Here is a 13,354-nt window from a genome sequence, read left to right as displayed (position 1 = left end):
TACCAACGCTGGATAAAACATATGCAAAATAAGACACAACCACTCTATGGCGGGATCGAAGGCGGCGGAACAAAATTTGTTTGCGCGGTCGGTACGGGTCCGAACGACATCCGCGCATCGGCGAATTTCCCAACAACTACTCCGCAAGAGACCATGGCTCAGGCCGTGGAATTCTTCAAACAGCAGGAAGTTGTCCATGGCAAACTCTCCTCGATCGGATTTGGCTGTTTCGGTCCGCTTGACCCGAATCCTGATTCAAAAACCTATGGATATATTCTGCCCACTCCGAAACCCGGCTGGACGAATGCTAATGTAGTAGGGATGGTTCAGTCCAGTTTTGATATCCCGATCGCGTTCGATACCGATGTGAACGCGGCCGCGCTCGGCGAATGGCAGTGGGGTCAGGGACAAGGGTTGAATACCTTCATTTACCTCACCATAGGAACCGGCGTTGGTGGCGGCGCATACGTCGAGGGCAAATTACTGCACGGACTGCTCCATCCAGAAATGGGGCACATTCCGCTGCCTCACGATACAACCAAAGATCCATTTGTAGGCGCGTGCCCTTTCCATGGCGATTGCTTTGAAGGACTCGCATCCGGGGTCGCCATCGAAAAACGCTGGGGACAGCGCGGCGGAACACTCCCGCCAGAGCACGCTGCGTGGGAACTCGAAGCCGAATATATAGCGCGCGCCCTCGCCTCTTATTCCTACGTCATTTCTCCTGAACGCATCATCATCGGCGGAGGGGTGGGGCAGCTGCCTCACCTGCTCCCGAAAATTCAACAGCGCACACAACAACTTATCAACGGTTATATCAAGTCACCTGCCATTCTGGAAAATATAGAAACCTATATTACCAACCCAGGCCTTGGCAATCGTTCAGGCGTACTCGGCGCATTCGCGCTTGCAGGACAAATAAATTCCAAATAATTAAAGCGAGCAAACATCATGCTGGAAAAAGAATCACAAAGAACCCTAAAACGCATTCTCCCGCGTCTTGAAGAACGGTTGAAGAAACAGATCAAGGCTGACCCGCAAGGCTGGCGGGTCTTTTCATCACGCCTGCAGCAGAATTTTTCAAGGCTCTTCAAGTTATATTTTGATATTTACCATAAAAACTATGATTTCTTCTTCCACATCGAAGACCTGCTCATGGCACTTGCGAATTCATGGTTCAACCGTCCGCTTGACCTGCGTGAATTGGATAATGCGCGGGAGAAGAATCCACTCTGGTTCCAGTCGAACCAGATGCTGGGCGGGATCTGCTACGTGGACCTTTTTGCCAATGATCTCGAAAGCGTGAAATCAAAGATCCCATATTTCAAGGAACTCGGCCTGACCTATCTGCACCTTATGCCGCTTTTCAAAGCCCCAGCAGGTGAGAACGATGGCGGCTACGCGGTCAGTAGTTATCGCGAGGTCCATCCCCCGCTTGGCACGATGGAACAGCTTGCCTCGCTCGCTTGTGAATTCCGCAAAGCAGGTATCAGCCTCGTCGTAGACCTGGTCTTCAATCACACATCGGATGAACATCTTTGGGCGGAGCGCGCCAAAGATGGCGATGATGAGTATTCGGAGTTCTATCACATCTACCCGAACCGTGAGATGCCCGACCTGTATGAGCAAAATCTCAGGGAGATATTCCCTGACGAACACGCGGGAGCATTTACATTTTTCCCGAACCTGTTCAAAGAGGGCGGCTGGGTGTGGACAACCTTCCATTCCTATCAATGGGATTTGAACTACTCCAATCCCGCTGTCTTTAACCGCATGGCAGAGGAAATGCTTTTCCTGGCAAATCAAGGTGTGGAAGTATTACGCCTCGATGCTGTTGCTTTCATCTGGAAGCAAATGGGCACAAGCTGTGAGAACCTGCCTGAAGCGCACACTTTGATCCAGGCATTCAACGCTGTGGCGAAGATCGCAGCCCCTGCACTGCTTTTCAAATCCGAAGCCATCGTGCATCCTGACGATGTGGTGAAATACATCTCGCCAGAGGAATGTCAGCTTTCATATAACCCGCTGACCATGGCGCTCTTGTGGAACTCACTCGCCACGCGCAAAGTACGCTTACTTTCGCAGGCGCTGGCTACCCGATTTAAGATAAATTCTGGAACCGCGTGGGTTAACTATGTGCGAGTCCACGACGACATCGGCTGGACATTTTCGGATGAAGACGCCGCCTTGCTCGGTATGAATGGCAACGATCATCGCCGCTTCCTGAATGAGTTCTATCGCGGCAGACATAAAGGCAGTTTCGCGCGCGGACTCCCCTTTCAGGAAAATCCGCTTAACGGCGATTGCCGCATCAGCGGAACTTGCGCATCTTTGGCGGGGCTTGAAAAGGCGGTATATGAAGAAGGTGAAAAGGAAGTGGAGCTTGCCATCCGCCGCATCCACTTGTTATATGGAGTTGTGATCACCATTGGCGGCATCCCGCTAATCTATCTTGGCGACGAGGTCGGCACACTTAACGATTACTCCTACCGTGACGACCCTGCCCATGAACGGGACAGCCGCTGGGTGCATCGTCCGCGAACAGATTGGGAGAAGTATGCCAAACGAAACGACTCGAAAACCATCGAGGGAAGAGTCTTCCAAGGCTTGAAAACGCTGATCGAATTACGGAAACATCATTCAGCGTTCGCGGGCGGCGAGCTGGAGATCCTCCCGACCGAAAACGAACATGTCCTCGGTTTCATGCGGACTCACGCAGGGAAACGGGCTGTGGTCTTCGCGAATTTTTCCGAAGACCCGCAAAATATCCATAAGCGTGTTTTTGAACAATACTCAGTTTATTCAAAACAACAATTACATGGGATAAGCAGCGTATCACCTCAGACCGAAGTCACCATCGAACCTTTGGATCTTCTGATTTTTGGATGACCGACCACAGATGAAAAGAGATCATGCAGTCCCTCAAGTATTGAGGGACTGCATTTTTAATTCATTAACAATTACAGCCCGGCTTTTGTGGTAAAGTTTGCACTTATACCCATACAGGAGCATCCCATGGAACAAAAAGCAGGTGCACAGATCGGTAAACGAGCGTTCATTCAATCGCTCGTTATTTTATTTGTCTTGATGATGGTCGCAGGGATTCTGACTTTGGTCGTTCCCGCAGGACAGTACACCCGTATTGAAGTGGATGGGCGCGAAACCATTGACCCCGCATCCTTTCAACTTGTCGCGCACCCGGATTATCCCATCTGGCGCTGGTTCATTGCTCCGTTTGAAGTCCTCGGCAGTTCCAGCGGATTGACCGTCATTGTCATCATCATTGTTCTGTTCTTTGCGGGCGGCGCATTTGCCGTGATGGACAAGACCGGTACTCTGCGCGCCTTCATTGGCAGCATCGTACGCAAATTCAGCGGGCGCAAGTACACCCTGCTGTGGATGGTTTCGCTGGCATTCATGTTCCTCGGCGCGACACTCGGCACATTTGAAGAAGTTGTTTTGCTTGTGCCTGTGATGATCGCCCTTTCCTATTCCCTTGGCTGGGATGCGCTGGTCGGTCTCGGCATGTCCATCCTCGCCACCAACATGGGTTTCTCAGCTGCCATTTCGAACCCATACACGCTCGGTGTGGCGCAGCAGCTTGCGGGTTTGCCGCTTTTCTCCGGGGCGTGGCTTCGTATCATTATCTTTATCGTTATTTATTTTATATTTGGCTTTTTCCTTTCCGCCTATGCGCGCAAAATCGACAAAGACCCGAAGTCATCTCTGGTGCATGGCGAAGATAATGCTGAACGCGAGAAATACAAGGAAATGGATACAGACCTTATTGCCGAAGACCCGAAACAAAATCGCGCCATCAGTTTCTTCGGTTTCTTTCTGCTCTTTATTTTCGCAGTCATGCTGATGGGTCCCTTTGTACCCGCCATTTCAGATTACTCCCTGCCCATCGTCGGCATCCTCTTTCTCATCGGCGGACTGGGCGCGGGTTTCATCTCAGGCGCAGGCGGCAAAAAAGTATGGCAGGGACTGGTCGAAGGCTGGGGCGGACTCGCCCCCTCCGTCCCGCTGATCCTCATGGCAGCCAGCATCCGCTTCATTATCGACAGCGGCGGCGTCACCGACACCATCCTGCATGCCGCGGCGGAACCGTTCCAAAAACTTGGCGCTTTCCCCGGCGCGCTCGTGGTTTACGTCCTCGCCCTCGGTATCGAATTCTTCATCGCCTCAGGCTCAGCCAAAGCCTTCCTGATGATGCCGATCGTCCTGCCGCTTGCCGACCTGATCGGCGTCACCCGCCAAACCGCCGTGCTCGCCTATATCTTCGGCGACGGCTTCTCCAACCTCGCCTACCCTACCAACCCCGTCCTGCTTATCAGTCTCGGTCTGACAGTCGTCAGTTATCCCAAATGGCTGCGCTGGACAGCCAAACTTTGGCTGTGGGTCATCATCGCCACCGTTGCATTTTTGGGGATCGCTGTAGCGATCGGATTTGGACCTTTCTAATGGACACACTCTTCCCTGAATCATACGAAGCCTCACGCGCGCGTTTCATCCATGACTTTGAACTGCTTCGCCGCCAATGGGCGGATTCACGCCTTGAGTCTTATCCGCTAAAAAGCGACCCTTCCCTGAGCATTGACTACGCCTGGGCGGAACCGCGCAAAAAGGAAAATCTCATCGTCATCTCGACCGGCTTGCATGGCATTGAAGGCTATGTGGGTTCGGTCATGCTTAAAACTTTCATGGATGAATTTGCGCCGAGACTTAACGCAGAGAACACAGGTTTGCTGCTTGTCCACGCGGTCAATCCGTTTGGCATGAAGAACCGCCGCCGCTACAACGAGAACAATGCGGACCTGAACCGCAACTTCATCTGGGATGAAAACTTCGACCCGCAGATCAACCCCGATTATGAGCCATTGACTCCCCTGTTAAATCCTGCGCGCCCCATTACGAATCTATTTGCAAGTGATATCGCCTTTATATCACGCTTGGTTTCGCGCATCGTTCGGCTCGGCATCCTGCGCATTCGACAGGGCATGTTAAGCGGACAATATCGCCATCCGCGCGGCGTGCAGTTCGGCGGACAGTCCACGCAGGAGAGCACGCAGGTGATGCGCGGACTTTTTCAGCGCGCATTTGACGAATATGAACAGGTCATTCATCTCGACATGCACACGGGGTACGGTCCGCGCTATCAGATGAGCTTCGTCAACTCGACTCGCGAACCAGCCTCAAGCCAGGAATTGACGCGGCGCTTTAAGTATCCGCAGATCGTAGCCGCCACCCCGTCCGATTTCTACACTGTCAGCGGCGACATCACCGAATATTTCTATCAACTGCGCGACGAAAAATATCCATCCAAAAAATTATTCGCCACCTGTTTTGAATTCGGCACATTCGGGGCATCCCTCCCGATGCAGATCCGCAGTATGCGCGCCACCATTTTGGAAAACCGTTTATTTCAATACAGCGCAAGCTCAGAGTCGCTCCACAGCAGGGTGAGAAAAGAATACGAAGAGTTGTTCTTCCCCGCTGAAGCCAAATGGCGCGAAAAAGCCATCGCCGATTGCAGGCAAGCCTTTGAAGGAGTCTTCAACGCGTACGGCGTTTTTCACAGGTAACAAGTTTTGAATAGCAAGCCTTCTGAGTTTTCAAGAACTCGGAAGGCTTTTTTATTAGCACTTGTCTGTTTGTCTTTGGGGAAGTAAACTTTCTCTACATGATCAGCCATCCGTTTCCATCCGTGAGTCCGCTATGAAGTCCTCCCCCCGCAGTTGTCAAAACAGCGCGCCATTCAACCCTGGCTGGACGAAGGTATAATTAGCTTATGAACCGCGATTTGACCTCAAATCTCAAAATAGACCGCAAAGCCTTTTCAGTTGTATCCCTTACTGACGACTCAGGTGAAAAGGCTTATTGGCTTGCAAGAACACCACAAGAGCGCCTGCAACAGGTGGAAATCCTCCGAAGGATCAACTATGGAACTAAATCTGCCGCTCGACTTCAAAGAGTTCTTGAAATTACTGAACGAGAAAGGCGTTAGATACCTGCTCATCGGGGGATATGCGGTTGGGTATCATGGCTATCCACGCGCCACTGGTGATATGGATGTATGGATCGCCATTCATCCTGATAATGCGCAAAAGATGGTCGCAGTTTTGAAAGATTTTGGTTTTGACCATCCAGACCTTTTTTGCAACAAACCTTCCTGGCCAAAAAATAACTCTTGCCCACTTCCACTGGGGGAAGTAAACTAACCTTCAAACTTGAAACCTTTAACCTGACACTTGACACCGAATCACTGGAGCCCTCCCATGCAACTCAAAGGAATATACGCCCCCATCGTCACCCCCTTCAACGCGGATGAAAGCATCAACTACCCCGTCCTTGAACAACTGATCGAATACCTGATCGCCAACAAGATCGCAGGGCTTGTCCCAGGCGGCACGACGGGCGAAGTCTACGCCTTCACCGAAGCCGAACGGCTGGAGATTTTCAAATTCACCAAAGAGAAAGTCAACGGGCGGGTCACGCTCATTGCAGGCACCAACTCTGGCGCCACGCGCGACGTTGTCCGCTACTCGCAGATCGCCGAGGGCATGGGCTACGACGCGCTCATGGTCGCCGTCCCGCCGTATTCACGTCCCAACCAGCGCGAACTGCTCGCGCATTACGAAGCCGTCGCCAAAGCCGTCAAAATTCCCATCGTGCTCTACAACTTCCCCTGGCGCGCGGGCACCGAAGTCAGCTACGAAGTGATGGACGGTCTGACCAAATACGATCACATCATCGGCATCAAAGAAGCCAGCGGCGACATGTCCCGCGTCTACGAGTTCCGCCTGCGCTACGGCGACCGCTATCAAATGATCTGCGGCTCCGACGATCAGGCGCTCGACTACTTCCTGTGGGGCACCACCGCATGGATCGGCGGCGCCGCCTCCTGCGCTCCGCTTGAGCATCACAACGTTCTCGAAGCCGCGCTCGCCAACGACTTTGTCACAGCCTGCCAGCACATGGACAAGCTACTCCCGCTCCTCCGCAACATGGAAAGCGGCAGCTACACCCAAAAGGTCAAAGTCGGCTGCGAACTGCGCGGCATCCCCGTTGGCAATCCACGCCAGCCGTTGCTGCCCCTGTCCGCTGAAGACCGCGCGGAATTTGAGAAGATATTCAAAACAATCTTTAACCCGTGGTTGAGTAGCGCGAAGGTATCAAACCACCGTTAAAAAGCCTCTGTTTACTGGTGGCTCACTTCGTGGTGAAAAAATGATTCGTATCCCTTTCTTGGACTCACACACGGGCGGAGAGCCTACCCGCCTCATCACCTCGCTTCCCTTCGACCTCGGAACTGGTTCCGTTGCTGACAAATTATCCATGCTGAAAAAGGATCACGACGACCTGCGCCGCACCGTCCTGCTCGAACCCCGCGGCTCAGACGTGCTCGTTGGCGCGTACCTCGTCCCGCCCGCCGACCCGACCTGTCAATTCGGAGTCATCTACTTCAACAACGTCGGCTACCTCGGCATGTGCGGACACGGCACCATTGGCTTAATTGCATCGCTTGCTTATTTGGAAAAAGTCCAGCCTGGCGTGATTCGGGTGAAACCCCCTGGGTGTGGAGCACCTCCCGCGTTGGAGGTTGTGGAGCGACGCAACTCTCCACAAGAATGGGAAGCGGGCGCCTGAACGACATATCCCAATAAAGTCTCCGTCAAAAACATCCCCGCCTACCGCCACTTGACTCATGTCCCTGTCACCGTTGACGGCAAAACCATCCACGGCGATGTGGCGTGGGGCGGCAACTGGTTCTTCCTCTGCCACGACCACGGACTTGAAGTCAACATGCAAAACCTCGAAGCGCTGACCGATTTCTCGTGGCGAGTCCGCGAGCAGTTCACCGCCAACGGCATCACAGGCGCAAACGGCGCGGAAGTTGACCACGTCGAGTTATTCGCATCCACACCCGATGCGGACAGCAAAAGTTTTGTCCTCTGCCCAGGCAAAGCCTACGACCGCTCTCCCTGCGGAACAGGCACCAGCGCAAAACTCGCTTGTTTATATGGCGATGGAAAATTGCAAGTGGGTCAAATCTGGAAACAGCAAAGCGTCGTCGGCAGTATCTTTGAAGGCAGCGTGCAATTGGATGGAGAAAATATTATCCCAACCATCACAGGCGAAGCGTGGGTAATGGCAGAAGGCACGATTTTGGTGGATGAGCGCGACCCATTTGGCACAGGCATATAATTAAATCCATGCATGGCATTGACGATGAAACCCTGACATTTCTTTTGAAACACGGTCACCTGGACCAGCAGGAATTATTGAAGCGCGGCATTCATTCTTACCAGCCGCTCAAATATGCTGATGTGGTGGATCATCTCGCGAGAATATTGCAAACAGAAAAATGGTTCCCGCGTTATTGGGAACCTGAGTCAGCAGGTGAAGCAATTTATGAAATGATCATTGTCGAAAGGAAACTGCCGTTTCTCTTCATCTGTCATGTACAGCGGCATTCGCCATTAGATCCAACCTTGCTTGATGGAAAGGAAGCGCAGAATATTCTTCTCTGCCAGATCGGTTGCGCGTTTTTACTTGAAATATGATTTCGGGCTTCCAGGCAATCTCGACGGCTGGAAAGTCATTCCCTGAGAGGAAATTATAATGACCACAAAATCGGACGTACTCATCATCGGCGGCGGACCTGTGGGTTTAAGCTGCGCGTATTACCTTTTGAAATCTGGAAGAAAAGTTACTCTGCTCGATGCCAAAGAGATCGGCAAAGGCAGCGGCTCGGGCAACGCGGGGCATATCGTGCCGAGTCACATCATTCCGCTGGCTGCGCCTGGGGTGGTGACCTCCGCTCTCAAATGGATGCTCGACCCCGCGCACAGTCCCTTTGGGATGAAGGTCAGCCTCGACCCAAACTATATTTTATGGCTCTTAAAGTTTGTGTTGGCATGTAATGATGGAAATGTGCAACGCAGCATCAAACCCTTGAATGATCTCGGTCAATTGAGCGCGAAGAATTTCGCGCAAATAATTGCTGAAGAAAAATTCGATTGCTCGTATCAGGAAAAAGGCTTGCTCTTTTTATACAAAACCGAAAAAGCCTTCCACGATGGACGTCACGAAGGCGAATTCATGCAAAAGCATGGAATTCCCGTCAGCGTGTACGACAAAGCGAAAATTCATGAAGTGGAACCTGCCGCATTGGACGATATCATCGGCGGTGTGCATTTCACAGGGGACTCACATCTCAACCCTGCGGTATTTCTCAAACTGTTAAGTGACCGAGTCCGCGCGATGGGTGCCGAAATGTTGGAGAACACGCCTGTTACGGGATTTGAATCAGCGGGGGGAAAGGTCAAAGTTGTAAGAACAAGCGCGGGGGCGTTTGAAGCGGAGCACGTCATCCTCGCTGCGGGTGCATTATCTTCGTCCGTTGCGCGTGATCTCAAACTGAATATCCCCATCCAGCCCGCGCGCGGATACAGCATGACCATGTCCGCGACAAAGACGATGCCAAGCCACGCGTTGATTCTCGGTGAAAGAAGAATCGCGGTTTCGCCGATGGGCGGAATTCTGCGCTTCACAGGCCGACTCGAAGTGGGCAATTACAGCATGGAACCGAATCCTGTTTGGCTTGAGCGCATCGAAAATTCCGCGCGTGAATATTTGCGTTTGGATGAAAAACTGGACGTGAAAGAAACCTGGGCGGGATTACGCCCCACCACACCTGATGGAATGCCCATCATCGGGCGTTCTCCAAAGCACAACAATTTGATCTTTGCCACAGGCCATGCCATGCTCGGGCTGTCGCTGGGACCCGGGACAGGTCAGGTTGTGGCTGAGTTGATCAATGGGAAAGAAACTGCGTTCGATCTGCGTCCATTAAGCCTGGAAAGGTTTTAGTTGAAAACTTCTTGAATTCCTCCCTCATCTTTATCTTCATCACCATCTTCGTGGACATGCTCGGCTATGGCATCATGCTGCCCTTGCTGCCGTTTTACGTGCAAGCACAGAGCGGAGGCGCGGCCATTGCGGGCGCGCTGAGTTCGCTGTATGCATCCGCGCAATTGTTTGCGGGACCCGTCCTCGGTGCGCTTTCTGACCGTTACGGGCGCAGACCTGTTCTGCTGGTATGCTTGCTCGGCACATCCTTTGGCTATCTAATGCTCGGGATGGCCGATTCGCTTCCACTCATTTTTTTTGCCGTATTAATTGATGGATTAACAGGCGGAAACCTCACCACCGCCTATGCCTATATCGCGGACGTGACCACCACCGAGAATCGCGCGCGCGGCATGGGCATGGTCGGCGCGGCCTTTGGGCTGGGTCTCATGGCTGGCCCCGCGCTGGGCGGGTTATTAAGCCCTTATGGTTTATATGTCCCTGCTTTTACGGCTTCTGCGATTGCGTTGAGCAATGTCATCTTTGGATATTTTGTTTTGCCCGAATCCCTTCTGCTTGAACGACGAGAGACCAAACCTATTTTTAATTTGGCTCATCTTGGACGGCAATTCACAAGTCTCTTCAAACAGGAAAATATCAAAAAATTCCTGGTCGCAATGTTTTTGTTAAATCTCGCCTTCGCTGGTCTGCAATCCAACTTCCCGCTTTATTCAAACTTCCGCTTTCATTGGACACCGACCCAAAACAGCTTCTTCTATCTTTATGTTGGCATTTGCGCCGTCTTCATTCAGGGATTTTTATTCGGCAAACTGCAGCCGATCTTCGGTGAACGCAAACTTACACTCGTCGGCCTCACGCTCATGGCAATCGGTTTGGCGGGCATGGCGCTCGCGCCCGTCAGTTGGGCGCTCTATCCCGCCGTCACCATCGTCGCGCTCGGCACGGGCATGAGCATTCCCTCGCTCACTGCCCTCGTCTCCCTGCGAGTCTCTGAAAGCGAACAGGGCCGTTTGATGGGCGGTACGCAAACATTGCTCAGCCTCACCAACATCTTCGGCCCCGTCATCGCGGGCATTTCATTTGAAGTGATCGCCTTCTCCGCGCCGTACTGGCTGGGAAGTCTGCTCGCTATTTTTGCTTTGATGGTTGCATATACGTCATTGCGAGAAGGGCATTAGATTAGCCCGACGACACTTGCGTCGCAAAGAACAAGAACGCTCCTCGCAACGACATTACACGATATCACGCATCACCCTCACCGCAGCCTGAATCCCGTTTTCTGCATTCAATCTTGCGCTGACGGTTTTTGCCTTCGCGCGCATGTCGCTGTTGTGTAGAGATTCTTGAATTGCATTCGCAAGTTTTTCCGCGGACAACCCCCGCTGCGGAATCGGTTTGGGTCCGACTCCAATCTTATAAATCCGCTCGCCCCAGAAGAATTGATCAATTGCCAACGGCATCGTAATGGTGGGAATCCCCGCATGCAAACTGGCAGACGTTGTCCCTGCCCCGCCGTGATGCACAGCAACTTTCACACGCGAATACAACCAATCATGCGGAGCGTATTCGACGGGGAAGATATTCTTCGATTTTATTTCTCGATGCCATTTGGCAGGGAGGGTCAACACGGCTTGAGCGTTGGCGATATTTAATGCTTCTTCGAGCATGGACAAATATCCCTGCGTGCCAGGACTGCCAAATCCAATGGCGATTGGGTTCGGCGATGAGTCAATAAAATTCTGGAGTTGAGCAGCTTGCTGCTCATGCTTTCGGACAGCAAGCTGTCCGACTCCAGAGTGCGCCAATACCCTGTAATAACCTGCTTCTCATTCCAATCGTGCGGACGGGGAACGATCTGTTCGCTGAATCCATTCAACGTGAGAGGTTGGCGGGGAAATGCCTGAAGCGAAGGATCTGTCCATTGGGCAGGCGGCAGGCCAAAGTCCGCGTGACGCGCGTGGTTGATCTCTGAGCGCCATGAAAGCCACAGGGCTTGAGTCACAGCCCAATGCGAGAACCAATTTCCGATCCCAAAAAGCGAAAAACGAAAAGGTAAAAGCGTGGATGGAAAATTGCGGGTGGGCGCGAGCGGCTGCAATACTGCGCGGACAGCAGGGATGCGCAAGCCTTCGGCGATGTGCGCGCCCCAAATCGTGGGCAGGCCGTGGATGAGAACATCCGAACCGCGGCAGGCTTCGGCGGCGGTGTGCAACATGCGCGCATACAGCGGACGCGCCTTGCGCAGAAAGTTTTGTGTTGCGCGAATGGAACGGATGGGATTCGTGCCGATGGTGAAGGGCGTGAAGTCGCCCTGCTCGATCATTAAATCTGTGGGGTTGCCTTCGAAGGGCGCGAAGGTTAGGGGCGGGGTGACCCCGCCCCTACCTTGAATGAGATTCGCAAACCCAACAGGCGCGGCAATGCGGACGTTAAATCCCGCGTCGCGCAAGCCGAGGCCGAGCGCAATATACGGAACCACATCGCCGCGCGTGCCGCTGGTGAGGAGTGTGATGGTCTTAGGCATTTATTACTCTGGTGGTCAGTGTTCAGCCGCTTGCGGAACGTATCGGACCCATGTAGTGTTGCAACTTGGTTCTGACGGGCAGAAAACCACTCGCCCTACTCGACCACCAGAGGGTAGATGAAACTATATTTTTTCAAATACCAAAAACCGATATTCAACAATTCCCATATGCAGACATTGCTGTAAAGCCATGCTCCCCAGCATGGACGGCAGGATCGCGTGTTTGATCGGCAGAAGATTTCCAATAAAAAGAATCGCGCGTGCAAGAAGATCGGGCAGGTTGCGTAAACGTAAATGCGGCGTGAGTTCATCGTTCCTAACCAAACGCAGATTATATTTTTCCGCCCATGCGGTTACCTGCTCCACCGTCCGAACACCTGGAACGTACCAGCCATCGATGTAGGCCTTTAGCCATTTGGATTCATTTTGCGAGAGGGAACGCGTTGTTTGATAATCATCCACAAGAATAAGTTTCCCTCCGCTGCGTAATAAACGGCTTGCCTCGCGGATATATTTTTCAGGCTCCACTGCATGGCAGGCTGCCTCGACTGAATGAACAGCGTCCAGATCACCCGCGAGCGGCACGGAAGTAAAGTTACCTTCGGCAAATAGGATTTGATCTTGCAGATTTAATTGTTCGGCTGAACCGCGCGCCAGTTTTGCCTGCACAGGGCTGAGGGTCAGACCGAGCGCGGGCGCGGGGTTTTGCAAACGCGGGTAAATATAGAACAGACTCGCGCCAACTCCGCAGCCGAGGTCTGCAATTTTTGCATTTTGTTTAACAACCGATTCAATCTCGTTGAGAATACGGGCATTGGATACATTCAGCGCTTCATCAAGAGTCTGCGCGCCGTCTGTCCATAAGGTGCGGTGGATGTTTTGCGCTTTGGAGGAACTGCTGAATTTCAGAAATAAATTTGTATTCTGGTCATAATACGTGCGGACGGAGTCTGT

The 13,354-nt window shown here is 52.5% G+C and carries 12 protein-coding genes and 1 pseudogene; 10 read left to right on the top strand and 3 right to left on the bottom strand.

Translation table 11 applies throughout. The features are described from left to right. Positions 1-21: 21 nt before the first annotated feature. The 10 genes and pseudogenes from IPL17_RS09150 to IPL17_RS09105 all read left to right on the top strand — a co-directional run bounded on the left by IPL17_RS09150 (position 22) and on the right by IPL17_RS09105 (position 11,054). A complete protein-coding gene (locus tag IPL17_RS09150) occupies positions 22-933 on the top strand; it encodes an ROK family protein (protein WP_345306780.1) in 912 nt (303 codons plus the stop codon). Between the two features lie 18 nt (positions 934-951). Next, positions 952-2,889, top strand: coding sequence for an amylosucrase (locus tag IPL17_RS09145; protein ID WP_345306779.1), 1,938 nt, complete (start codon positions 952-954; stop codon positions 2,887-2,889). A gap of 126 nt (positions 2,890-3,015) precedes the next feature. After that, entirely contained in the window at positions 3,016-4,464 is a 1,449-nt protein-coding gene (locus IPL17_RS09140) for an SLC13 family permease (protein WP_345306778.1), read from the top strand. Continuing rightward, a complete protein-coding gene (locus IPL17_RS09135; RefSeq protein WP_345306777.1) occupies positions 4,464-5,585 on the top strand; it encodes a M14 family metallopeptidase in 1,122 nt (373 codons plus the stop codon). Before IPL17_RS09140 ends, IPL17_RS09135 begins: the two co-directional genes overlap by 1 nt. Before the next feature lie 357 nt (positions 5,586-5,942). Continuing rightward, a complete protein-coding gene (locus IPL17_RS09130; RefSeq protein ID WP_345306776.1) occupies positions 5,943-6,221 on the top strand; it encodes a hypothetical protein in 279 nt (92 codons plus the stop codon). A gap of 57 nt (positions 6,222-6,278) precedes the next feature. Then, the gene (gene dapA / locus IPL17_RS09125) at positions 6,279-7,190 is read left to right on the top strand and encodes a 4-hydroxy-tetrahydrodipicolinate synthase (protein WP_345306775.1); all 912 of its coding nucleotides are present in this window, start codon (positions 6,279-6,281) and stop codon (positions 7,188-7,190) included. 40 nt (positions 7,191-7,230) lie between these two features. Beyond that, positions 7,231-8,208 (top strand): annotated as a pseudogene (locus IPL17_RS09120) (proline racemase family protein). Positions 8,209-8,216: 8 nt separating this feature from the next. Beyond that, positions 8,217-8,567, top strand: coding sequence for a hypothetical protein (locus IPL17_RS09115; protein WP_345306774.1), 351 nt, complete (start codon positions 8,217-8,219; stop codon positions 8,565-8,567). 58 nt (positions 8,568-8,625) lie between these two features. Further along, positions 8,626-9,876 carry an FAD-dependent oxidoreductase gene (locus tag IPL17_RS09110; RefSeq protein ID WP_345306773.1) on the top strand — a complete coding sequence of 417 codons (1,251 nt, stop codon included), beginning with the start codon at positions 8,626-8,628 and terminating at the stop codon, positions 9,874-9,876. An 11-nt stretch (positions 9,877-9,887) separates the two neighbouring features. Next, positions 9,888-11,054 carry an MFS transporter gene (locus tag IPL17_RS09105; RefSeq protein WP_345306772.1) on the top strand — a complete coding sequence of 389 codons (1,167 nt, stop codon included), beginning with the start codon at positions 9,888-9,890 and terminating at the stop codon, positions 11,052-11,054. 54 nt (positions 11,055-11,108) lie between these two features. Here IPL17_RS09105 and IPL17_RS09100 read toward each other — a convergent pair whose 3' ends face one another. From IPL17_RS09100 to IPL17_RS09090, 3 genes are all read right to left on the bottom strand, one after another. Next, positions 11,109-11,543: a nucleotide disphospho-sugar-binding domain-containing protein gene (locus IPL17_RS09100; protein ID WP_345306771.1), complete on the bottom strand. Its 435-nt coding sequence runs from the start codon at positions 11,541-11,543 to the stop codon at positions 11,109-11,111. Then, positions 11,525-12,400: a glycosyltransferase gene (locus IPL17_RS09095; RefSeq protein WP_345306770.1), complete on the bottom strand. Its 876-nt coding sequence runs from the start codon at positions 12,398-12,400 to the stop codon at positions 11,525-11,527. The genes IPL17_RS09100 and IPL17_RS09095 overlap by 19 nt, the downstream gene beginning before the upstream one ends. 123 nt (positions 12,401-12,523) lie before the next feature. Next, positions 12,524-13,354, bottom strand: an 831-nt coding sequence (locus tag IPL17_RS09090; RefSeq protein WP_345306769.1) for a class I SAM-dependent methyltransferase, incomplete at its 5' end; no start/stop codon positions are given.

The sequence above is a fragment of the Candidatus Villigracilis saccharophilus genome (assembly GCF_016711665.1).
This window is presented reverse-complemented; position numbering and strand designations above follow the sequence as displayed.

Bases quoted from the DNA above. Each gene is read 5' to 3' on its own strand.
- IPL17_RS09110 (WP_345306773.1), top strand. From the start codon at position 8,626: ATGACCACAAAATCGGACGTACTCATCATCGGCGGCGGACCTGTGGGT.
- IPL17_RS09095 (WP_345306770.1), bottom strand. From the start codon at position 12,400: ATGCCTAAGACCATCACACTCCTCACCAGCGGCACGCGCGGCGATGTG.
- IPL17_RS09135 (WP_345306777.1), top strand. From the start codon at position 4,464: ATGGACACACTCTTCCCTGAATCATACGAAGCCTCACGCGCGCGTTTC.
- dapA (WP_345306775.1), top strand. From the start codon at position 6,279: ATGCAACTCAAAGGAATATACGCCCCCATCGTCACCCCCTTCAACGCG.
- IPL17_RS09115 (WP_345306774.1), top strand. From the start codon at position 8,217: ATGCATGGCATTGACGATGAAACCCTGACATTTCTTTTGAAACACGGT.
- IPL17_RS09130 (WP_345306776.1), top strand. From the start codon at position 5,943: ATGGAACTAAATCTGCCGCTCGACTTCAAAGAGTTCTTGAAATTACTG.
- IPL17_RS09140 (WP_345306778.1), top strand. From the start codon at position 3,016: ATGGAACAAAAAGCAGGTGCACAGATCGGTAAACGAGCGTTCATTCAA.
- IPL17_RS09145 (WP_345306779.1), top strand. From the start codon at position 952: ATGCTGGAAAAAGAATCACAAAGAACCCTAAAACGCATTCTCCCGCGT.
- IPL17_RS09100 (WP_345306771.1), bottom strand. From the start codon at position 11,543: ATGCTCGAAGAAGCATTAAATATCGCCAACGCTCAAGCCGTGTTGACC.
- IPL17_RS09150 (WP_345306780.1), top strand. From the start codon at position 22: ATGCAAAATAAGACACAACCACTCTATGGCGGGATCGAAGGCGGCGGA.